Here is a 21,739-nt window from a genome sequence, read left to right on the forward strand (position 1 = left end):
AAGAGACTGACATGAGCGACGCAAGCATCAATGCCAGCACCATCCGCGAAGACGAGCCCAGCTTTGGCGATTATTTCGCCCTGCTGAAGCCGCGCGTGATGTCACTGGTCGTGTTTACGGCCCTCGTCGGCCTGCTGGCTGCTCCGGTTGGTGTGCATCCGGTCATCGGATTTGCCGCGATTCTGTTCATTGCCATCGGTGGTGGCGCCTCTGGCGCGCTCAACATGTGGTGGGATGCGGATATCGATCAGGTAATGAAACGCACCAAGTCGCGCCCGATTCCCGCAGGCAAGGTCGACAAGGGCGAGGCGCTGAGCCTTGGTCTGGCGCTTTCGGGCCTTTCCTGCATCATGCTGGGACTGGCGACGAACCTGTTTGCCGGGGCGTTTCTGGCCTTCACCATCTTCTTTTACGTCGTCATCTACACCATGTGGCTGAAGCGGGCGACGCCGCAGAACATCGTTATCGGCGGTGCCGCCGGGGCCTTCCCCCCGGTGATCGGTTGGATCGCCGCCACCGGCACCATGTCGGTTGAACCCTGGCTGATGTTCGCGCTGACCTTCATGTGGACGCCGCCGCACTTCTGGGCGCTGGCGCTGTTCATGCGCTCGGATTACGATGATGCGGGCGTTCCGATGCTGACCGTGACCCACGGTCGCCGCGCCACCCGCGTTCATATCCTCGTCTACACCATCCTGCTGGCGATTCTGGCTGTGGGCACCGGGTTCTCGGGCATCGGTGGTCCGGTCTATCTGGCCGTGGCCGTGGTGCTGAACGCGCTGTTCCTGCACGGCGCCTGGAAGATCTTCCGCCGCGATGAGGACGACAGCGAGGCCGACAATTTCAAGGCTGAGCGCAGTTTCTTCAAGCTGTCGCTGCTCTACCTCTTTTTGCACTTCGGCGCGATTCTCGTCGAAGCCCTGTTGAAACCCTATGGTCTGGGAGGCTGGTAATATGGCTTTGCGCAAGGAACATGAACTGCACAAACGGCGCCTCGGGCGCAACATGGGCGTTGGCCTGCTGCTGGGCGCCTTTGTGGTGCTGGTGCTGGCTCTGACCATGGTCAAGGTCACCTCGAACGGCTTCAAATTCCCGCAGACCCAATCACAGGCGGGGCAGGGCTGATGGCGATCAAAGGACCTCAGAAAACGGTTCTGCAACTGGTCGGCGTGGTCGCGCTGATGGGCGGGCTGTCCTGGGCGTCGGTGCCCTTCTACGACTGGTTCTGCCGGGTCACCGGATTTGGCGGCGTCACCGGCGTGGCCGAGCAAGGCGCGGATACTGTGCTGGATCAGACCATCACGGTGCGCTTTGACGGTTCCAAGGAACGCGACATGCCCTGGGAGTTCAAACCGGTGCAGCGCGAGATGGAGCTGAAGATCGGCGAGACCGGTCTGGCGTTCTACGAAGCATACAATCCCACCGACCGCCCTGTCGCGGGGCAGGCAGCGTATAACGTGACGCCTTATTCGGCCGGTGGCTACTTTGAGAAAATCGCCTGTTTCTGCTTCACAGAGCAGGTGCTGCAACCGGGGGAGCGGGTGCAGATGCCCGTGACCTTCTTTGTGGATCCGGAAATCGTCAACGACCGGGACGCAAAATACGTGCATACGATCACGCTTTCGTACACGTTCTATGAAATCGATCTGCCCGAGGGCTATGCCGCTCTCGACACCGGTGATAAAGCCGGGGCAGGCATAACCACGAACTAGGCCGCTAGGTGAGGGACACTTAAATGGCGCATGCTAAAAATCACGACTTTCATATTCTGCCGCCGTCGATCTGGCCGTTTCTGGGCTCCGTAGGCGGGTTTGCAATGCTGTTCGGCGCAGTGCTGTGGATGCATGGCATCACGGCATGGCTGTTCTGGGGCGGCCTGGCGATGGTGCTCTATGTCATGTTCGCCTGGTGGTCCGAAGTGGTGGCCGAAAGCCGTCAGGGCGATCACACCCCGGTGGTCCGCATCGGCCTGCGTTATGGCTTCATCCTCTTCGTTATGTCCGAGGTGATGTTCTTCTTCGCCTGGTTCTGGTCGTTCTTCAAACACGCCATCTACCCGATGGAAACCTATGTCGGCACCTCCTATGTTCAGCCCGACATCTATCCGGTCGATGCCTTCCACCTGCCGCTGATCAACACCCTGGTCCTGCTGCTGTCCGGCTGTGCCGTGACTTGGGCGCACCACGCACTGGTGCACAACAATGACCGCAAGGCGCTGGTTCAGGGCCTGTCCATCGGTATCGTTCTGGGCCTCTTCTTCACTTTCCTGCAGGGCTATGAATACGCGCACCTGCTGCACGAAGGCTGGGAATTCGGCGCTGATGAGTTCTACTCGAACTTCTTCATGGCCACCGGTTTCCACGGTTTCCACGTGATCATCGGCACTATCTTCCTGACGGTTTGCCTTATCCGTGCGCTGAAAGGTGACTTCACCCCCGAGCAGCATGTCGGTTTCGAGGCCGCTGCCTGGTACTGGCACTTCGTTGACGTTGTCTGGCTGTTCCTCTTCGTAGCGGTCTACGTTTGGGGCACCGCAGGTCTGGCGCACTAAGCCGACCCGGGCGACACCGGAAATTGTAGCGGGTACAGGTTTGTGGTTCCAAAATCCGCAGACAGCCCGTAAGAAACGCAGCGCGCGGGGGCTTCCTCCGCGCGCTTTTCCTTGGCGATGAGGACGCGATGCGGCGGTTTATCTTTCTATCCCTTGTTGGCGGCCTGGGCCTATTGGCGCTGCTATCGCTTGGGATCTGGCAGATGCAGCGCCTGGCCTGGAAGGAAGACATCCTGGCCACCATCGAAGCGCGCATTGCGGATGCTCCCGGCCCCTTGCCCGAGGTGCTGGAGTCGGAGCGTGACAAATACCTGCCTGTGCGTCTTGAGGGCGAGATCCTGCCGGGCGAATTGCACGTTCTGACCTCGATCCAGGGCACCGGCGCAGGTTATCGCGTTATCGCGCCTTTCGTGACCGACGGCGGTCGTCGCCTGCTGCTGGACCGTGGCTTCATCATCGCCAGCCGCAAGGATGAGACCCGCACTACCGGCCTCGCGACCGTGATCGGCAACCTGCACTGGCCGGTCGAGGTGGACGGGTTCACACCGGAGCCGGACACGGAAAAGAACATCTGGTATGCCCGCGACGTTGCGCCGATGGCGGCAGAGCTGGGCACCGAACCGGCGATGGTGATCCTGCGTGAGCTGCGCTCGGACGTAGTGGATCCCGGCGCGACCCTGCCGCAGCCCGTTACCATATCGGGCATTGCCAATGACCACTTGCAATATGCACTCACCTGGTTTTCGCTGGCCTTTATCTGGGCCGCGATGACCGCCTATTTCCTGTGGCGCAACCGCGCCAAATCCGAAGGCTGAAGCGATGAAATACATCTCCACCCGCGGGCAGGCGCCCGAGCTGACGTTCGAAGAGGCGATGCTGACCGGGCTGGCCCGCGACGGCGGCCTTTATGTGCCCGCCGAGATCCCGCAGATGAGCCATGATGAGATCGCGGCCCTGTCGGGCCTGTCTTACGAGGAAACCGCCTTCCGGGTGATGCGTCCCTTCCTCGGCGATTGCTTCACCGATGACGAATTCCGCGAGATCATCGCCAAGGCCTATGCCGGGTTTGGTCACGCCGCCCGCGCACCGCTGAAACAGTTGGCGCCCAATCATTTCTTGTTGGAGCTGTTCCACGGCCCGACCCTCGCGTTCAAGGATTTCGCGATGCAGCTGATCGGTCAGCTCTTCGAAGTCGCCCTGAAACGCCGCGGCGAAAGCGTGACCATCGTCGGCGCCACCTCTGGCGATACCGGCTCTGCCGCGATTGAAGCTTTCCGGGGGCTGGATGCGGTCAATGTCTTCATCCTTTACCCCCATGGCCGCGTCAGCGAGGTGCAGCGCCGCCAGATGACAACCCCTGCGGACAGCAACGTGCACGCGCTTGCGGTCGAAGGCGACTTTGACGACTGTCAGGCGGCGGTCAAGGACATGTTCAACGATTTTGAGTTCCGCGACAGCGTGCGCCTTGCCGGGGTGAACTCGATCAACTTTGCCCGCGTGCTGGCGCAGGTGGTCTATTACTTCTCCTCCGCCGTCAGCCTTGGCGCGCCGCATCGCAAGATCAGCTACACCGTGCCCACGGGCAACTTTGGTGACATCTTCGCCGGCTATATCGCCAAACAGATGGGTCTGCCGATCGACCAACTGGTGGTGGCCACCAACCAGAACGACATCCTGCACCGCTGCCTCTCGGGGCAGGGCTATTTCAAGGGGGACACCATTCCCTCGATCAGCCCGTCGATGGACATTCAGGTCTCTTCCAACTTTGAACGTGCCCTGTTCTACGCCTACGGGCAGGATGGCGCTGCCGTGGGTCAACTGATGGATGAGTTGAAGACGGGCGGCTTTGAGGTCAGCCAGGGCGCCATGCAGGCGCTGCAGGAGACCTATGTTTCCGGCCGTGCCTCGGAAGAAGAAACCATGGCGACGATCAAATCCGAATGGGCCGCCTCGGGCGAACTGCTGTGCCCCCACGGCGCCGTTGGTGTGAAGGTTGCAAACCAGTTGCGCGTTGCCGATATCCCCATGGTGACGCTGGCGACGGCCCACCCGGCGAAATTCCCAGCCGCGGTGGAAGAGGCGAGTGGTATCCACCCGCCGCTGCCCGCCCGCATGGCGGATCTTTATGAGCGCGACGAGCGCGTCACCCGCATCGACAACGATCTGGCCGCCCTTGAGGCGCATATCAGAAAGAACATCGCGAATTGACAGTTCAGCAACACACACTCGCCAACGGGTTCCGCATCGTTTCGGAGAACATGCCGGGGCTGGAATCCGCCTCTATCGGGATCTGGGTGACAGCAGGTGGCCGCCACGAGCGGCCTGAACAGAATGGGATCGCCCATTTTCTTGAGCATATGGCCTTCAAGGGCACCAAGACCCGGTCGGCGCTGCAGATTGCCGAGGCGATCGAGGATGTGGGCGGCTATATCAACGCCTATACCAGCCGCGAGGTTACAGCCTATTACGCGCGGGTTCTGAAGGATGACGTGCCGCTGGCGATGGATGTGATCGGGGATATCCTGCTCAATCCGGTGTTCGACCCGCGTGAGATTGAGGTCGAGCGCGGGGTGATCCTGCAGGAGATCGGTCAGGCGCTGGATACGCCGGACGATGTGATCTTTGATTGGTTGCAGGAAGAAAGCTATCGCGATCAGGCGCTGGGGCGCACCATTCTGGGCCCGGCAGAACGCATTCGCAGCTTTTCTCGTAATGACCTGCAAGGCTTTGTCGATCAGCACTACGGACCGGGACAGATGATTCTGGCCGCGGCCGGTGCGGTGGATCACGACGCGCTGGTGCGGCTGGCCGAGGCGCAGTTCGGCCATATGGCGCCACGGCCAGTACCGGAACCGGATGCCGCGCGCTTTACCGGTGGCGGCGAGGCGCGGCGGGATAAGCAGCTGGAGCAGGCTCATTTTGCGCTGGCTCTTGAAAGCCCCGGCTACCGCGATGATGAGATCTACACTGCGCAGATCTATGCCAGCGCCCTTGGCGGCGGCATGTCCTCGCGCCTGTTCCAGGAAATCCGCGAAAAGCGGGGTCTTTGCTATACTATCTTTGCGCAGGCAGGCGCCTATGCGGATACCGGGTCGACGACGATTTATGCAGGGACTTCGGGCGATCAGCTTGCCGATCTGGCGCATATCACCATCGACGAAATGAAGCGCGCCGCCGAAGATATGCGCGAAGACGAAGTTGCGCGCGCGCGCGCCCAGATGAAGGCCGGCATGCTGATGGGGCTGGAAAGCCCGTCGAACCGTGCCGAACGTCTGGCTCGTCTGGTGCAGATCTGGGACCGGGTGCCATCGCTGGAGGATACCGTGGCCCGCATTGACGCGGTAACCGTCGCCGGGGTGCGGGCTTTGGCCGAACGCCTTGCGGTCGCGGCACCGGCGGCGTTGGCGCTTTATGGTCCGGTCGCAGATGCGCCCACTCTGGCGCGGCTGCAGGAGAGGCGCGCTGCCTGATGCTGCTGTCCCGCCGTAAAGTCTGGCTTGAAACAGAACGTCTGACACTCAGACCGCCGGTGCATGGCGATTTTCACGGCTGGGCCGCGTTGCGGCTGCAAAGCCAGGACTACCTTGTCCCTTGGGAGCCGGTCTGGGCGCCGGATCACCTAAGCCGCAAGGCCTTTACCAACCGGGTCTACTGGGCGCAGCGGGCGGTGTCCTCCGGCTCGGCGCTGCCGCTGTTCCTGATCCGGCGGTCGGATCAGGCACTGGTGGGGGCGATCACGCTGGACAATATCCGCCGCGGCCCGGCGCAGGCGGGTACCCTTGGATACTGGACCGGGCAGCCCTTTGCGCGGCGTGGTTACATGGCCGAGGCGATTGGCGCGGTGGTGCATCATGCCTTTGGCAAGCTGGACCTCAGCCGAATCGAGGCAGCCTGCTTGCCGGAAAACGTGGCTTCGCGCGGATTGCTGGAACGCTCAGGCTTCAAATACGAAGGCGTGGCGCAATCCTATCTTCAGATCAATGGCCGCTGGCGCACGCATGTGCTCTACGCCTCGCTGCGCCACGATAGGCGCGGTAAGACCCTGGTTGGTCAGGCTTAGAAATACCTCTTCAAAGTATGAGGACGAACCCTCCCGCGCCCGTAGGTGCACCGGCTGCGTCGATGCGCCTTGGCGGCCTTGGGCATGGCACCGCGCGTTGCACGGTGCAGCGCCGCACCCTGTGCGGCGCCCGGCCCAACGGGGCAGGGGCATTCTGTGAATGCCGCGGGCCGGGCGGGAGTGTTTGCCGACACGATCAGAGCGCAGCGCCGCATAACTCGGGGCAGTGTCTGGGGGCATAGGCTCACTTATGCTGATTTTGCGTAAAACAGGCTGACAGGAAGGGCGAGTGCGCTACACTTCTGCCATGCGTGTTTTTGTTCAGTATCTGGTTTCGCTCGTAGTCTCGGCAATCTTCGCCGCTCCGCTGGCCGCGCAGGAGCGCCGGGCCAGCCATTGCATTGCTCTCGCTGAGGCGGCCCCGGGGATCGCCTATCTGCACAAGGCCAGCTGGCAGGACCCGGTGTCGGAACATTCGGTGCGGATCCGGTATCTGTCGCACGCCAGTTTCCTGATCCAGACCGAAGGTGGCCTGAACGTGGTGACCGACTTCACCGGCTTTACCGGATCGGCCGATTTCATCCCGGATGTGGTCACCATGAACCATGCTCATGAAACCCATTGGACCGCCCACCCCGATCCGGCCATCCCGCATGTGCTGGAAGGCTGGGGTGCCTTTGGTGAGGGGATCAGCCACCATCTGGACCTGGGTGAAATGCTGATCCGCAATGTGCCCACCGATATCCGCTCTGCCTATAGCGATGGGGTAGAGGTGGCCGGGAATTCGATTTTCGTGTTTGAGGTCGCAGGGCTGTGCATCGGGCATCTGGGCCATCTGCATCACGTGCCGACGCCCGAGCAATTCGCGGCGCTGGGGCGGCTTGATGTGGTGATGGCCGCCGTGGATGGCGGCATGACCCTGGCGCTGCCTGAAATGGTCGAGGTGTTGAACCGGCTGCGGTCCTCGGTAATCCTGCCGATGCATTGGTTCACCGATTACTCGCTGGAGCGTTTCCTGTCGCAGATCGGGCCGGAGTTCGACGTGGTGCAGGATGGCGCGGCAGATATCACTGTGTCGCTGCGCAGCCTGCCGGACAGGCCGACGATCCATGTGCTGCGCCCCTCTTATCTGCGCAAAGACGAGTAAGCAGTCTTGCCTTGAGAGGCGCAATTGGACATGCAGGTTTCATGACACTGAATTCTGCCGATTCCGCCTTTGTCGCCCGCCTTGCCGATCAGTGGCCTGAGGGCGTTTTGCGCCCCGCCGACCCACGCTATCTGGAAGAGCCGCGTGGAAGGTATCAGGGGCAGGCGGGCTTGCTGGCCATGCCGCACTCCACCGAAGAGGTCGCAACGCTGGTGCGCGCTGCGCATGAGGCACGTGTGCCGGTGGTGCCCTATGGCGGCGGTACCGGTCTGGTGGGCGGTCAGGTGATGCCGGGAGGCCCGGCGCCCCTGCTGCTGTCGCTGGAAAAAATGACCGCGATCCGCGGCGTCTACCCCGAGGAAAACGTGCTGATTGCCGAAGCGGGCGCGATCCTTGCCGATGTGCAGGCCGCCGCGACTGAGGCCGGACGCTTGTTCCCGCTGTCGCTGGCCGCCGAAGGCTCGGCCCGGATTGGCGGCAACCTTGCGACCAATGCAGGCGGGGTCAATGTGCTGCGCTATGGCAATGCCCGCGATCTGTGCCTGGGGCTGGAGGCGGTGCTGCCCAATGGAGAGATCTGGCACGGGCTGTCGCGCCTCAGGAAGGACAACACCGGCTACGATCTGCGCAATCTTCTGGTCGGCTCCGAAGGCTCTCTGGGCGTCATCACTGCGGCATCGTTGAAACTGTCACCGATCCCGGCGGCGCAGGGCACGGCGGTCTTTGTGGTGCCATCGCCGCAGGCGGCAATTGCGCTGCTGTCGCTGGCGCGTGACCAGTTGGGCGAAGGGATCAGCGCCTTTGAACTGATGCACCGGCAGGGGCTGGCGTTTCTGGCAGAAACCATGCCGCAGGTACGCCAACCCTTTGCCGAGGCACCGGAATGGTGCGTGCTGATCGAGCTGGGGCTGGCGCGCGGGCTGGATCCGGAAGAGGCGCTTGCGGACCTGTTCGAGGCGGCGCTGGAGGCCGATCTGGCACAGGACGGGGTGATTGCCCAGTCGGCGGCGCAGCGCGAGGCCCTGTGGACGGTGCGCGAGACGATCCCCGAGGCCAACCGCCTGATCGGCGCGATTTCCAGCCACGATATCTCGGTGCCGATCTCGGAAATCCCGGATTTCATCACGCGCGGCGGAGAGGCTATCGCGCGGCTGGGAGAGGGCGATATGCGGATCAATTGCTTTGGCCACCTTGGCGATGGCAACCTGCATTACAACGTCTTCCCGGCGGCGGGAAAGACGCGCAAGGAATACGAACACCTGCGCGAGGATGTGAAACGCACGGTGCATGATCTGGTGGCTGACTTCGACGGGTCGATGAGCGCGGAGCATGGCATCGGGCGCATGAAGACCGGCGATTTGGAGCGTTATGGCGATCCGGTAAAACTGGCCGCGATGCGCGCCATCAAGGACGCGCTCGATCCCCACGGCATCATGAACCCCGGCGCGGTGCTGCGGCAAGGTACCTGACAACGTGGCGCTCCCGCGCCTGCAGGATTGGGCTGTGCCAGCCCCCTCACAGTCTTGGGCCCGGCAGCGGGCAAAGCCCGCTGTGCGCAGGGGGCAGCGGTGCAGCAGAGCGCGGACGTAGGGTCAGGCGATGCTGGGGGTGGCCGACGGTTTCTGCGGGCGGCTGCGCATCAGCAGGTAGCCGATGATCAGGATATTCAGCCCGTTCCAGGCGATGCCGTTGATAAAGGCCATCTGGTAGTTGCCGGTTACGTCGTAGATCCAGCCGGACATCCAGCCACCCAGAGCCATGCCGAGAATGGTCATCATCATCACGAAACCGACCCGCGCACCGGCCTCTTTCGGGGGCATGTATTCGCGTACCACCAGCGCATAGCTGGGAACGATGCCCCCCTGCGCGAGGCCGAACAGTGCGCTCACCAGATAAAGCGGCACCATGCCGTCAAAGGGCAGGTAGAAGAACAGCGCGATGCATTGCAGGACCGAACCGATCAGCAGGATCGCCACGCCGCCGAGCCGGTCCGCCGCAAGGCCTGAGAGGATCCGGCTGACCACACCGCCCAGCAGCATCAGCGACAGCATCTCCGCCCCCACTGCAGGCCCGTAGCCAAGGCCGACGCAATAGGCAACGATATGCACCTGGGGCATCGACATGGCGACGCAGCAGCCGATCCCGGCAAGCCCCAGCAGCCATTGCAGGGTGCGCGCGGACATGCCGGTGCTGCGCGCATTGAGCGCCGAGGCTGCATCAGAGGCGGCATAGGCCTCTGCCGGGACTCGGCGGCGCAGCAGCAGGGCAAGCGGGATCACCACGGCAACGGTGATCGCGGCCAGGGCAAAATAGACCATGCGCCAGCCGCCGCTCTCCAAGAGCCCGGCCAGCAGCGTCGGCCAGATCGCCCCCGAGAGGTAATTGCCGCTGGCCACCAGCGCCACGGCGATACCGCGCCGCCGCAGGAACCAGTGCGAGATATCCGCGATCAGAGGGCCGAAACCTGCTGCTGTGCCGAGACCCAGAAGCAGGTGCGTAAGGGACAGAACCGCCATCGTCGGCGCAAAGGTGGAGAGCACATAGCCCGAAGCCGTCGCTGCAACGGCGCCGATCAGCGCGAGGGTAATGCCAAACCTGTCCACCAGCCGCCCGATCAGCAGGTTGCCGAGGGCAAAACCCACCATGGTAAGCGTATAGGGCATGGAAGAGGCGGCGCGCCCGGAGCCGAATTCGGCTTCGACGGCGGGCATGATGACGATGATCGCCCACATGCCCACATTGGCCACGGTTGCAATGGCCAGGGTGATAAGAAGTCGAAGCCAGGAATAGCGGCTGTCAAGGATCGCGGCAGTGTTCATGCCGGCACGCTAGGGCGCGTGCCGACGGGCTGCAACTGAATTCGCCCTCACGAATTCGCGTCTGCGGTTACTTCGGGAGGATGACCTTGTCGATCACGTGGATCACGCCGTTCTCGGCCTCGATATCGGCGGTGACCACGCTGGCGTCATTGACCATCACACCCTTGTCGAGATCAATCATCACCGCGCTGCCCTGCACGGTTGCGGCGCTCATGTCGTCAGTAAGGTCACCGGACATCACCTTGCCCGGCACCACGTGGTAGGTCAGGATCGATACCAGCTTTTCCTTGTTCTCGGGCTTCAGCAGGTCTTCGACCGTGCCTTCGGGCAGGGCAGCAAAGGCGGCATCGGTCGGGGCGAAGACGGTGAAAGGACCTTCGCCTTTCAGGATGTCCACCAGACCGGCGGCCTTGACGGCGGCGACCAGGGTGTTGAAGTCTCCGGCGCCGACAGCGGTGTCGACGATATCCTTGGAATGACCGCCTGCGAAGGCCGCTCCGGCCATGAACAGCGTGGCTGCGGTGGTCGTCATCATCTTGCGGAACATCTTGGTCTCCTCATGTGTTTCGGTTGTGCGACACCTTTCGTCAGGCATCGTGAGACCTACGGCAGAGGGGGCGGTCCGGATGAAGCGGGTTTTCGCCGGGAGGGGTTTGACAAGAAAACCGCCGGAGCTAAGCCCGGCGGCGTCATGATTTCCAATCAACAAAACGTGATCAGGATGTGAGTAATCCGTGACCCTGTTTCGGCGCGGGCCGGTTCAGTCGCCTTCGAATTCGCACAGGACGTGGACGTCCATTCCGAGATCCTCAAGCTTCTTGCGGCCGCCCAGATCGGGCAGGTCGACAATGAAGGAACAGGAGATGATTTCACCACCCAGCCGCTCGATCAGCTTGATCCCGGCGCCTGCGGTCCCGCCGGTGGCCAGCAGATCATCGACCACCAGCACCTTTTCTCCGGGCTGGATGGCATCGTCGTGGATCTCGACAATCGCTTCGCCGTATTCCAATTGGTATTCTTCGCTGATGGTGGTGCCGGGCAACTTGCCTTTCTTGCGGATCGGCACAAAGCCGACGCTCAGCTGGTGAGCGATGGCGCCGCCCAGGATGAAACCGCGCGCCTCAAGACCCACGACCTTGTCGATCCGCTCACCGGCGTAGGGGTGCAGCATCTGGTCGATGGCCATACGGAACCCGCGCGGATCGGCGAACAGGGTGGTGACATCGCGGAACATGATCCCTTCGTGCGGGAAATCGACGATGGTGCGGATGTAGTCTTTGACGGCGGTTTTCTTGGGCATGGAAGGCTCCTGCTTGCGGGAACGGATGGCGCGGATGGGTGCGGCCCGGACCGGTAAAGGGGCACCGGAGCCGCCACGGGGTTTGGCCGAAGCGCGCCGCCCATGCAAGGAAAACCTTGCGATCCTGGGCCGCCCGGTGCCGCAGAGCGGCAGTGAGCGGGCCCAAGACGATTAGAGGGCGATCAGGCGCTGAGCACGCGGCCTGCCACCGCATCCAGTTTGGCCAGAACCGCAGGGTCGCGTTTCTCGGGAGCGGTCATGATGGCGTATTCAAGCGCCCGGTCGCAGCCATGCGGACAGGGCGCGCGCTCGGCGCCCAGAATGCCTGGCAGGCGGCGCACGAGTTCACGCCCGTTGCTGGAGTTGCCCTGCAGCGTGGACAGGATCTCGGTGATGTCCACGGCGCCGTGGTCGGGGTGCCAGCTGTCATAATCGGTCACCATCGCGATGGAGGCGTAGCACAGCTCTGCCTCGCGGGCGAGTTTGGCCTCGGGCATGTTGGTCATGCCGATCACGTCGCAGCCCCAGCTTTCGCGGTACATTTTCGATTCCGCCACCGAGGAGAACTGCGGCCCCTCCATGCAAAGATAGGTGCCGCCGCGGTGCACGGTGATCCCGGCATCGCGCGCTGCCGCCTCGGCCGCATCGCTGAGCCGCTCGCAAGTGGGGTGGGCGACGCTGACATGGGCGACGCAGCCGGTCCCGAAGAAGGATTTTTCCCGTGCAAAGGTGCGGTCGATGAACTGATCGACGATGACGAAATCGCCCGGCGCCATGTTTTCGCGAAAAGACCCGCAGGCAGAGACGGAAAACACATCTGTAGCGCCCAGCCGTTTCAGCGCGTCGATATTGGCGCGGTAGGGCACTTCGGTCGGGGAATGCACGTGGCCACGCCCATGCCGCGGCAGGAAGGCCATTTTCACGCCGTCCAGCATGCCGGTCAGGATCTGGTCCGAGGGCGTACCCCAGGGGGTTTCAACGCTGACCCACTCGGCCCCGCCCAGCCCGTCGATATCGTAGATGCCGGAGCCGCCGATGACGGCGATCATGGTGTCCTTGGTCACGTCCTATTCTCCTGCTGATGTTGCTTCTTGGGTATGCGCAAGACGGCGCCCTTTTGGCAAGCCCCGCCGTCTCACGATGCCGAAACCGGATGGGCTGGGCGCGCAGGTGACCCCGTGCGAGAGGTCAGCGCTTTGGTGTCGATGCGCGGGTCAAGGCGCTGTCCATCATGCGCCGGAAGGTGGGGCACTGACTGTGGTCCGGAGCAGTGCATTCTGCCACGTGGCGCAGCGCACGGGACAGGACACGGAGCTCTCGGATGCGCTGCTCGACCTCATCTGCGCGCGCGTGCAGTCTTTGGCGGTCCAGATCGAACCCGTCTGCATTGCCCAGCATGGCGCCTATCTCTTGCAGGCTGAACCCGGCGGCCCGTCCCATGGCAATGAGCGCGAGCCGGTCCAGAACGCTGTCGTCATACTGACGTCGCAAGCCCTTCCGGCTGTCGGCGCGGATCAGGCCGATATCTTCGTAGTATCGCAGGGCAGAGGGTTTGACGCCGCTGCACCGGGCAACCTCGGCGATGTCCAGAGATTTCATCTTGACCTCAAGCTGGCTTGAATTTGCACACCTCAAATCTCTAGCAGTTTGAAATATGAAACAGGAGCAAATTATGGAGATGCATTGGAACCTGATCTGGCAGGTCACTTTCGTTGGGAGCGTTGCAACTGCGCTGATTGATGTCGCGGCATGGGCGCGAGGACGCTGGATGGGCGTGCCGGGGCCGAACTGGGGACTTGTCGCACGCTGGGTGTTGGGTCTTTTCCAAGGACGCCTGATGCTGGGCGCCGGGGGAAAGAAGATGCCCCCAAGGGGTTTTGAAACCGCGCTGGGCTGGATGTTTCACTATGCGGTTGGGGGCGCGCTAGCCTTCGGTCTGTGGGGCATAGTTGGCGCAGGATGGCTTCAGGCACCCGCCCTTGGTCTAACGCTTGGCTACGGAGTATTGACGGTGGTCTTGCCCTTTTGCCTGTTGCAGCCCGCAATGGGTTTGGGATTTGCCGCCCGCAAGACAGCCTTTCCGTGGCGCGCTCGATTGAACAGTCTGATCACCCATGGCATTTTTGGGTTTGGTCTGTTTTTGGGCAGTGCGCTATTGCAGGTGATTTCGGCCCGCTAAGCAAAGGACGAGAGGAGGTCAGATCGGATCACGAGCCTTGCCCCCAAGGCCAGTTTCAGCTAGGGGCGGGCCACAACGTGACCTCCTCCAACCGCAGGTATTCTTGATGAAACGCGCCGCCATGGCCCTTTTGGCCAATCGTATTTCCCCGCCGAACCTATCCATCATGCAGGACGAGGGCTGGTCCGTGGGCCGCGTGCGCACCGAGCTGTTGTCGGGGCTGACCGTGGCGTTGGCGCTGGTCCCCGAGGCGGTGGCTTTTGCCTTTGTCGCCGGGGTGCACCCGCTGGTGGGTCTCTATGCGGCCTTTATGGTGGGGTTGATCACGGCGCTGATCGGCGGACGCCCCGGCATGATCTCGGGGGCGACGGGGGCGCTTGCGGTGGTCATGGTGGCGCTGGTGGCGGAACACGGCGTCGAGTATCTTTTTGCGACCGTGGTGCTGATGGGCATCCTGCAGGTGATCGCTGGGGTGATGCATTGGGGTAAATTCATCCGTCTGGTGCCGCATCCGGTGATGCTGGGCTTTGTTAACGGTCTGGCCATCGTTATTTTCCTGGCGCAGCTCACCCAGTTCAAGGTCCCCGGCAGCGGTGGCACCGAGTGGTTGTCCGGTCTGTCGCTTTATATGATGCTGGGGCTGGTGGCCCTGACCATGGCGATTATCTGGGGCACGCCCAAGATCACCTCGGTGATCCCGGCGCCGCTGGCGGGCATTGGCATCGTGGCAATCCTCGTGATCGCACTGGGCTTGGATGTACCGCGGGTCGGCGATCTGGCCTCGATCGAAGGCGGCTTTCCGGCCTTTCACAATCCCTTTGGTGATGGCATTGGCCTTTATGGGACTGCGCTGGCGCCGTTCAATCTGGAAACCCTTGAGATCATCCTGCCCTATGCGGTGATCCTAGCCGCCATTGGTCTGATAGAAAGCCTGCTAACGCTGAACCTGGTGGGCGAAATCACCGGCAAGCGCGGCGGTGCCAGCCAGGAGTGCATCGCGCAGGGCACCTCGAATATCGTCACCGGTTTCTTTGGCGGCATGGGCGGCTGCGCCATGATCGGCCAGTCGATGATTAACGTGAAATCGGGTGGCCGCACCCGGATCGCCGGTATCGCGGCGGCGCTGTTCCTGTTGACCTTTATCGTCGTGGCTTCGCCGCTGATCGAACAGATCCCGCTGGCGGCGCTGGTGGGGGTGATGTTCATGGTGGTGATCGGCACCTTCGCCTGGAACAGCCTCAAGATCATGACCAAGGTGCCGCTGATGGATGCCTTTGTGATCGTGCTGGTGACCGTGGTGACGGTGATGACCGACCTCGCCATCGCCGTGGTGGTCGGGGTGATCGTCTCGGCGCTGGCCTATGCCTGGAACAACGCGCGCCGCATTCATGCCCGCACCCGCGAATCCGCCAGCGACAAGGGCGCCAAGGTCTATGAAATCGAAGGACCGCTGTTCTTTGGCTCCACCGATGGTTTCATCGAGCTCTTCGACGTGGCAGGCGATCCCGAGCGTGTGATCGTCGATTTTGCCAACAGCCGGGTGGTGGACCAGTCTGCCCTGCAGGCGATCGAGGCGCTGGCCGGGAAGTACGAGGAAGAGGGCAAGACCATCGTGCTGCGTCACCTCAGCCGTGATTGCCACCAGCTCCTGTCTAAGGCCGGCCACTTGATGGTCGACAGCGACGATGACCCGGAATACGCGCTGGCGGTGGATTACTCGGTCAAGACCGGGGTCCTGGGCGGCCACTGACCGTCTGGGTCAAGTCTGGAAAATTGAATGGGGCCTCCGGATGCGGAGGCCCCTTTTTGATGTGTGTAGGGTATTAAGGAAGAAGTCTCGGGCTCACCAAAGCAGCAGCCCCGGATCCGCCCACGCGCGGCCTGTCTGTCACGAACCCTGTCCCGCGCTACAAGCAAAATGGCCGTATCCACGCCCCTGTTTGGGGCGCGGAACCTCGGCAATTTGGCTTGCACTTGGTCCGGCTTCGTGCCCGCAGGCTTGCGTCGAGGGCGGCTCCGAAGCAGCAGCTTGGGCAGGTGTCAGTCGGGCGCGAGGCTTTCGAGCATGTCGAGATCGCCGGACAGCAGCGCAGGCTCGGCGCGCAGGATCAGATCGACAGGCCAGTCCCACCATTTGAGGGCCAGAAGCCGCGCGATCTGGGGTTTTGAAAAGCGAAAGCGCTCGGCGCGTCCGGGATTGCCGGTGACGATGCCATAGGCCGGAACCGAGCCGCGCACCACAGCGCCTGCGCCGATGATGGCGCCATCGCCGATGCGGGCGCCGGGCAGCACCATCGCGCCATAGCCGATCCAGACGTCATTACCGATCACGGTATCGCGGGTGTCGGGCTGAAAACCTGCCATCTGCGCGGGGTCGAAGACCGGGAAGGGGTAGCAGCTGAGCCCGTCCTGCCCGTGGTTGGCCGAGGCGGTGATGAAACGCGCGCCATGGGCGATCTGGCAAAAGCGTCCGATCACCAGCCTTTCGCGGGCACCGGGGAACAGGTAGGGCGCCAGATGCGACGCCCAGTCCTTTGGCGGATCGAAATCCGAGGCATAGCTGTAATCGCCAACCTGGAAATTGGGATGGTCCACCGCGCGCGACAGCATCACGGTGCCCGCATGGGGCGTGCCGTCTGGCAGGATGATCGGGTGGCGCAGGCCGGGATCGGGAAGGGGCATGATGGCGCTCAGTCGTCGGGGCGGGCCAGCGAGAAGACCTCGGTCACGCGGGAATAATCGCGGTAACCAAGGCGGGCCAGCGGTTCAAATGTGGTGACGTCGAACATGCCGTCCTTCATGCAGTCATCGCGCAGGTGCACGCCAGTCACTTCGCCAAATGCGACGCGGTTGGAGACTCCGGGTAGCGTCACGATCTTGGTCAGCTTGCACTCCAGCGCGGCGGGGGCACCGGCAATGCGCGCGCAATTGATGGTCTGGCAATCCTCGGCGGTAAGACCCGCATGGGCGAATTCATCGACATCTTTGCCCAAGGTCTGCGAGCTGGCATTCATCGCATCGCGCATGGCGTAGGAGACGATATTGACGCAGAAGACGCCGGTCTCCTCGATATTGGCCATGCTGTCCTTGGTGTTGTCTTGGTCTTCCTTGCTGCCGGTGGAGGCAAACATCACCTGCGGCGGCGTATAGGCGACGCCGTTGAAAAAGGAATAGGGCGCCAGGTTGTTGACACCGTCAGCCGAGCGGGACGAGATCCAGCCGATCGGGCGCGGCGTGATCACGGCGTTGAACGGGTTATGGGGCAGGCCGTGGCCGTCTTCGGGGCGGTAGAACATGCGCGTCTCCAATTGTTTGCTCAATGCTTAGGCCCGTGCTAGGGCGAATTCCACCCCTTTACGGGTGATTTCGCGGAGGCGTGAGTGGCGTGATCGAACTGAAACCGGAGCAGCCGGACGACCGCTGGGAAGTGGAGGCGCTTTATGATCTGTGCTTTGCGCCGGGGCGTGAGGCGCTGTCGTCCTATCGCCTGCGCGACGGGGTTCCGCCGGTTTCGGGCCTCAGCCTTGTGGCGCGGGATGAGCAGGGCATTCTGGCCGGTGCGATCCGGTTCTGGCCGGTGCATGTGGGTACGGCGGATGCGCTGTTGCTGGGGCCGGTGGCGGTACACCCGACCCACCAGGGGGAGGGGCTGGGCGGGTCTCTGATCCGGGACAGCCTTGCGCGGGCCGCCGATTCTGGCTGGGCGCGCGTCATGCTGGTGGGCGATGCGCCCTATTACCGCCGGTTCGGGTTCGAGAAGCTTGAGGGCGTGTTGATGCCGCCGCCCACCAACCCCGACCGGGTGCTGGGACTGGCGCTGATCGCGGACGCCTGGGACGGTGTTGACGGAGATGTGACCCGCTGGACCCGCACGCAGTATTAAGCGGTCGACCCCGCTTCAACTGGGGGCCTTTTCTCTGCTATCGTAAAAGGAGGATAGGGCTGTATCCACAGAAACCCTGCAAGCCCAGGTGGTGCCACATTGAACAGATCCGCTCTGTCTGCCATTTCAAAGTCGGGGACGGGGACCGCAACCCAGGTCGCGGCGCTGTGCTTTCGCATTACTAAGACCGGCAAGCCGCGGATTCTGATGATCACGTCGCGGGGAACCGGGCGCTGGATCTTGCCGAAAGGCTGGCCTATCCCGGGGCGCAGCCTGGCCGAATCCGCAGCCATCGAAGCCTGGGAGGAAGCGGGCGTGCGGGGCGTTCCGGTGGACAACTGCCTGGGCGAGTTTACCTATGACAAATGGCGCAGCGAATTATCACCTGTGCCCTGTGTCGTGCGGGTCTATCCCGTCATCGTGACGGCCCTGCAGGATGAGTTCCCCGAACGGCATCAGCGCCAGCGGGCGTGGACATCCCCGCGCAAGGCTGCGGGGCTGGTGCAGGAAAAGGCGCTGAAGAAAATTCTTACCCGGTTTGATCCTGATGGGATCGGCTCTGAACTTTTCAACTCTTGAAGTGAGGTGAGGGGAACGCGTAATGGGCAGTATCCGCTGTGAGAAACGAGATGATACAGTATAGTCTGAAATGCGCCGAGGGTCACAGCTTTGACAGCTGGTTCCAGTCGGCTGCTGCCTTTGACAAACTGGCCGCCGCCGGGATGGTGTCCTGCGCCATCTGCGGTTCGCAAAAGGTGGAGAAGGCCATTATGGCGCCGCATGTGCGTCCCGGTCGCAAGTCTGTTTCCCCCTCAACTGACCCCGATACCGCCGCCGCGTCCGCGCAGGCAGGCGGAGCTTCGCCGCAGGCTTCTGTTCCTGCCCAGGTGCCGGAGGGGGCGCCAGGTGCTCTCAGTGCTCCTGCCAGCGAGCAGGAAAAGGCCCTCCGCGAGCTGCGGCGCCAGGTCGAGGAGAACTCGGACTACGTCGGAAAGGATTTCGTCTCGGAAGCGCGTGCCATGCATTTGGGCGATGCGCCCGAACGGGCAATTCACGGCGAGGCGCGGCTGGACGAGGCAAAGGCATTGATCGAGGACGGGGTGCCGGTTTTGCCGCTGCCTTTCGGTCCGACGCGAAAAACGAATTAAAGGGACAGGCATATGCACGCAGTTGTGACCGGGGCGAGCCGGGGCATTGGCCGGGAGCTGGTAAAGCAGCTCACAGAGGCCGGGCACGAGGTGACAGGCACCTCGCAGGATCATTCCTCGGGGGTGCGGCTTGATGTCTGCGATTCCGGCCAGCAGGCGCGATTTGCCGCCCACCTTGGCGACAAACCGGTTGATCTTCTGGTCTGCAACGCTGGTGTCTATATCGACAAGGGCATGGCGCTGGAAGATTACACCACCGAGGTCTGGAGCAAGTCCCTGGCGGTGAATGTCACCGGCGTGTTCCTGACTGTGCAGGCGCTGCTGCCGAACCTGCGCCTGTCGGATAACCCGAAAATCGCGATCATTTCTTCCCAGATGGCCAGCCATGCCCGCGCCCCGGGGGGCAGCTATGCCTATCGCGCCTCAAAGGCGGCGGCGCTGAACATCGGGCGCAATCTGGCGACGGATTTGAAACCTGAAGGTATTTCGGTCGGGATCTATCATCCCGGCTGGGTGCGCACCGATATGGGCGGCAGCGAAGGGGATATCTCGGTCCAGGAATCGGCGGCTGGGTTGATGCATGAATTCGACGTGCTGACACTGCAGACGACAGGCTGCTTTCACACCTGGGATGGCCGTATCCACGCCTTCTGAGCCGAACCAACGCGTGTCGCCAAATGAAAACGCCAGAGCGGTCAGGCTCTGGCGTTTTGCTTTATGTGCAGGTCTGTTCTACGTCGTTACTCCCAGCAGCTGACCAGAACGGTCATGCCGCTGGCGTGGCGTACCAGTGCCTCGTTCGACAGGGGCGCGGCGCCGGCGGATTGATCGGCACTGGCGATCCCTGCAGCCGTGATTGCATTGCGCAGCGCGGTGGCATTGATGCCAAAGCTGACGCCTTCGGGCAGTTGGCGGCCCTTGATTTCGCGCGGCAGCAGCATGCCCAGAACCGCACCAGAGGCATCCAGCACCGGACCACCCGCATCGCCGGGCTGGGCTGCGAGATCCAAGCGGATCACGCCGTTGTTGCCATCAAGGCTTTTGATATCGGCTAGGGTGCCGAAGGTCAGGCTGGGAGCGCCCAGAATGCCCTCGTAGGAGAAACCCGACACGGCGATTTCGGATTGCAGGCGCGGCGTCTGGGTGGTGAACCCAGCAACTGCCATCGGGGCCAGGTTCTGGACAGGCTGCAGGATCGCGAGGCCATCCTCGGCATTGTTTGCGGCGACGGTTGCCTGATAGCCATGGTCCAGCGTGATCCGGCTGCAGCCTGCAACCACATCCGAGGTCGTCACCACGGCGCCGTTCTGGTCGACAAAGAAACCGGTCCGGGACAGGCGGGGCTTGCGCACTTCCAGACCGGACACCAGGTCGACGCTCTGGCGCACGTCGCTGCCTGCGGCGGCGTCCAGCACCCCGTCAAGCCGCTGGAAACTGTTCTGCATGGCGGCCAGCACCCCGGCACGGCGGTCCTCATCCCCGGTCGGCCAGATCAGGGTGAAGCCCTTGATCTCACCATTCTGCAGTCTGGCCTCGGTATGAGAGACGATCTGCCCGTTGCTGCCTTCGATGGTGAAACTGTCGTTGCCGCGCTGCCGGGGGCCGTCCAGAGGAACGATCTCAAGCGTCTGCATGATGTCATAAAGACCGAACAGCGTGTTCTTGTCGCCGCGCTGGCTGATCATCAGCACGCGCACGCCCAAAGAGCCGCGGCTGTCGTAATGGGCAAAGGGCGATTCATAGCGGGAGAAGGCGACTTCACCGGCGGGAATATCCATCGAGATCCCGGCGCCGGTATCGATGACATTGGCCATGCCGACGGAAATCAGCGGCGCGTTGTAATCATCCAGCAGAACCTGTCGCTGTGCGGTGGTCAGAACGCCGGTGGGCTCGAAACCCTTGAAGGACTGCCAGTCCGACATGGACCGGCGCGTGCCGCGACCAAAGGCGCCATCGATCGCAGCAGCATAGAAACCGGCGGCTTTCAGGGCGATCTGAAGCTCCTCGCGCTCTTCTCGGGTCAGCAGGCGTTCGCTGCGGCGGGCCTCGGCCGGGGTTTCATCGGGCAGGGTGATTTGCGGCTGCGATTCAACAACAGGTTCGGACACCTGCGGCACGGCCGGAGCCGTGGTCGGAGCCGTCGCGGTGGCCTGATCCTGTGCGCCGACCGGATAGAACTGATTGCGTAGGTTGGCCTGGAAGGCGATGAAGCTGTCGCGGGGGATCTGCCCCTCGCTGCGGTAGACCTGCAGGACCCGTTCGGCATCCTGGCGGGTATAGGGGCCAAGAACGATGCCGTACCAACCTGCGCCAAGGGTGAAACCGGCCACATCGGGCAGTCGCGCGGCATAGCTCTGCGCCTCCTGCTGGGCATCGGCCAGAGACGGGCGGGCCGCGATCTGGATCCAGACGGTCTCCTGTCCGGCTTGTTGCGCCTGTGCTGGACCAGCCAGAGCAAATGCAAACATATTGAGCGCCAGCAGCAGGGCGGTGACTATTCTTTTCATTACAGGACCTCTATCCCGATGGGGCAATTTGTTGTTGCGCAGATAAGCATTTTGATGGGGTAAAGAAAACTCCTGCAGAAGGGGGAATTCGTGCCTTGATGCAGCAAACCATCACCTTTGCCGCAGCCAGAGGCGCAAAGCATCC

General features: G+C 62.7%; 24 protein-coding genes. 16 read left to right on the forward strand and 8 right to left on the reverse strand.

The genetic code is table 11. From position 1 onward, the window contains the following. The first annotated feature begins 11 nt into the window (after positions 1 to 11). From cyoE to AAFO90_RS02555, 10 genes are all read left to right on the forward strand, one after another. Positions 12 to 953: a heme o synthase gene (gene cyoE, locus AAFO90_RS02510; protein ID WP_274831291.1), complete on the forward strand. Its 942-nt coding sequence runs from the start codon at positions 12 to 14 to the stop codon at positions 951 to 953. Between the two features lies 1 nt (position 954). Beyond that, positions 955 to 1,125: a cytochrome C oxidase assembly protein gene (locus tag AAFO90_RS02515; RefSeq protein ID WP_065272705.1), complete on the forward strand. Its 171-nt coding sequence runs from the start codon at positions 955 to 957 to the stop codon at positions 1,123 to 1,125. Then, positions 1,125 to 1,712, forward strand: coding sequence for a cytochrome c oxidase assembly protein (locus tag AAFO90_RS02520; RefSeq protein WP_347508392.1), 588 nt, complete (start codon positions 1,125 to 1,127; stop codon positions 1,710 to 1,712). Before AAFO90_RS02515 ends, AAFO90_RS02520 begins: the two co-directional genes overlap by 1 nt. Before the next feature lie 23 nt (positions 1,713 to 1,735). Continuing rightward, the gene (locus AAFO90_RS02525) at positions 1,736 to 2,551 is read left to right on the forward strand and encodes a cytochrome c oxidase subunit 3 (protein WP_065272707.1); all 816 of its coding nucleotides are present in this window, start codon (positions 1,736 to 1,738) and stop codon (positions 2,549 to 2,551) included. Positions 2,552 to 2,679: 128 nt separating this feature from the next. Then, entirely contained in the window at positions 2,680 to 3,366 is a 687-nt protein-coding gene (locus tag AAFO90_RS02530) for an SURF1 family protein (protein WP_347508393.1), read from the forward strand. Between the two features lie 4 nt (positions 3,367 to 3,370). Then, positions 3,371 to 4,759, forward strand: a complete 1,389-nt coding sequence (gene thrC / locus AAFO90_RS02535) for a threonine synthase (protein WP_347508394.1) — start codon at positions 3,371 to 3,373, stop codon at positions 4,757 to 4,759. After that, a complete protein-coding gene (locus tag AAFO90_RS02540) occupies positions 4,756 to 6,021 on the forward strand; it encodes a pitrilysin family protein (RefSeq protein WP_347508395.1) in 1,266 nt (421 codons plus the stop codon). Before thrC ends, AAFO90_RS02540 begins: the two co-directional genes overlap by 4 nt. Further along, positions 6,021 to 6,611 (forward strand): GNAT family protein, encoded by a 591-nt coding sequence (locus AAFO90_RS02545; protein ID WP_347508396.1) that lies wholly within the window; start codon positions 6,021 to 6,023, stop codon positions 6,609 to 6,611. Before AAFO90_RS02540 ends, AAFO90_RS02545 begins: the two co-directional genes overlap by 1 nt. Positions 6,612 to 6,918: 307 nt before the next feature. Then, the gene (locus AAFO90_RS02550; RefSeq protein ID WP_347508466.1) at positions 6,919 to 7,758 is read left to right on the forward strand and encodes an MBL fold metallo-hydrolase; all 840 of its coding nucleotides are present in this window, start codon (positions 6,919 to 6,921) and stop codon (positions 7,756 to 7,758) included. Between the two features lie 41 nt (positions 7,759 to 7,799). Further along, the gene (locus AAFO90_RS02555; RefSeq protein ID WP_347508397.1) at positions 7,800 to 9,227 is read left to right on the forward strand and encodes an FAD-binding oxidoreductase; all 1,428 of its coding nucleotides are present in this window, start codon (positions 7,800 to 7,802) and stop codon (positions 9,225 to 9,227) included. A 123-nt stretch (positions 9,228 to 9,350) separates the two neighbouring features. Here AAFO90_RS02555 and AAFO90_RS02560 read toward each other — a convergent pair whose 3' ends face one another. The 5 genes from AAFO90_RS02560 to AAFO90_RS02580 all read right to left on the reverse strand — a co-directional run bounded on the left by AAFO90_RS02560 (position 9,351) and on the right by AAFO90_RS02580 (position 13,476). Further along, positions 9,351 to 10,577, reverse strand: a complete 1,227-nt coding sequence (locus tag AAFO90_RS02560; RefSeq protein ID WP_065272713.1) for an MFS transporter — start codon at positions 10,575 to 10,577, stop codon at positions 9,351 to 9,353. A 67-nt stretch (positions 10,578 to 10,644) separates the two neighbouring features. Beyond that, positions 10,645 to 11,124, reverse strand: a complete 480-nt coding sequence (locus AAFO90_RS02565; RefSeq protein WP_347508398.1) for a fasciclin domain-containing protein — start codon at positions 11,122 to 11,124, stop codon at positions 10,645 to 10,647. 213 nt (positions 11,125 to 11,337) lie between these two features. Beyond that, positions 11,338 to 11,877 carry an adenine phosphoribosyltransferase gene (locus AAFO90_RS02570; RefSeq protein ID WP_065272715.1) on the reverse strand — a complete coding sequence of 180 codons (540 nt, stop codon included), beginning with the start codon at positions 11,875 to 11,877 and terminating at the stop codon, positions 11,338 to 11,340. 182 nt (positions 11,878 to 12,059) lie between these two features. Beyond that, positions 12,060 to 12,926 (reverse strand): S-methyl-5'-thioadenosine phosphorylase, encoded by an 867-nt coding sequence (locus AAFO90_RS02575; RefSeq protein WP_347508467.1) that lies wholly within the window; start codon positions 12,924 to 12,926, stop codon positions 12,060 to 12,062. A gap of 139 nt (positions 12,927 to 13,065) precedes the next feature. Beyond that, on the reverse strand, positions 13,066 to 13,476 hold the full coding sequence (locus AAFO90_RS02580) for a helix-turn-helix domain-containing protein (RefSeq protein ID WP_347508399.1): 411 nt from the start codon (positions 13,474 to 13,476) through the stop codon (positions 13,066 to 13,068). 55 nt (positions 13,477 to 13,531) lie between these two features. Between AAFO90_RS02580 and AAFO90_RS02585 the strand changes: the two genes are divergently transcribed. Both AAFO90_RS02585 and AAFO90_RS02590 read left to right on the forward strand, forming a co-directional pair. After that, complete coding sequence (locus tag AAFO90_RS02585; protein ID WP_347508400.1) at positions 13,532 to 14,056, forward strand: DUF2938 family protein; 525 nt, start codon at positions 13,532 to 13,534, stop codon at positions 14,054 to 14,056. A gap of 106 nt (positions 14,057 to 14,162) precedes the next feature. Continuing rightward, on the forward strand, positions 14,163 to 15,806 hold the full coding sequence (locus AAFO90_RS02590; RefSeq protein WP_274827768.1) for a SulP family inorganic anion transporter: 1,644 nt from the start codon (positions 14,163 to 14,165) through the stop codon (positions 15,804 to 15,806). Between the two features lie 290 nt (positions 15,807 to 16,096). Here AAFO90_RS02590 and AAFO90_RS02595 read toward each other — a convergent pair whose 3' ends face one another. Beyond that, positions 16,097 to 16,738, reverse strand: coding sequence for a CatB-related O-acetyltransferase (locus AAFO90_RS02595; protein ID WP_347508401.1), 642 nt, complete (start codon positions 16,736 to 16,738; stop codon positions 16,097 to 16,099). A gap of 8 nt (positions 16,739 to 16,746) precedes the next feature. After that, positions 16,747 to 17,352 carry a flavin reductase family protein gene (locus AAFO90_RS02600; RefSeq protein WP_347508468.1) on the reverse strand — a complete coding sequence of 202 codons (606 nt, stop codon included), beginning with the start codon at positions 17,350 to 17,352 and terminating at the stop codon, positions 16,747 to 16,749. Between the two features lie 89 nt (positions 17,353 to 17,441). Between AAFO90_RS02600 and AAFO90_RS02605 the strand changes: the two genes are divergently transcribed. From AAFO90_RS02605 to AAFO90_RS02620, 4 genes are all read left to right on the forward strand, one after another. Beyond that, a complete protein-coding gene (locus AAFO90_RS02605) occupies positions 17,442 to 17,939 on the forward strand; it encodes an N-acetyltransferase (RefSeq protein ID WP_347508402.1) in 498 nt (165 codons plus the stop codon). Positions 17,940 to 18,038: 99 nt separating this feature from the next. Next, positions 18,039 to 18,518, forward strand: coding sequence for an NUDIX hydrolase (locus AAFO90_RS02610; RefSeq protein WP_065272719.1), 480 nt, complete (start codon positions 18,039 to 18,041; stop codon positions 18,516 to 18,518). Positions 18,519 to 18,568: 50 nt separating this feature from the next. After that, positions 18,569 to 19,087: a DUF1178 family protein gene (locus tag AAFO90_RS02615; protein ID WP_274827772.1), complete on the forward strand. Its 519-nt coding sequence runs from the start codon at positions 18,569 to 18,571 to the stop codon at positions 19,085 to 19,087. Positions 19,088 to 19,099: 12 nt separating this feature from the next. After that, a complete protein-coding gene (locus AAFO90_RS02620) occupies positions 19,100 to 19,741 on the forward strand; it encodes an SDR family oxidoreductase (protein WP_347508403.1) in 642 nt (213 codons plus the stop codon). Between the two features lie 86 nt (positions 19,742 to 19,827). Here the strand turns inward: AAFO90_RS02620 and AAFO90_RS02625 are convergent, their stop codons facing one another. Then, on the reverse strand, positions 19,828 to 21,594 hold the full coding sequence (locus AAFO90_RS02625; protein WP_347508404.1) for a trypsin-like peptidase domain-containing protein: 1,767 nt from the start codon (positions 21,592 to 21,594) through the stop codon (positions 19,828 to 19,830). Positions 21,595 to 21,739 lie beyond the last annotated feature (145 nt).

Source organism: Phaeobacter sp. CAU 1743, assembly GCF_039839315.1.
Taxonomy (GTDB): domain Bacteria; phylum Pseudomonadota; class Alphaproteobacteria; order Rhodobacterales; family Rhodobacteraceae; genus Phycobacter; species Phycobacter gallaeciensis_A.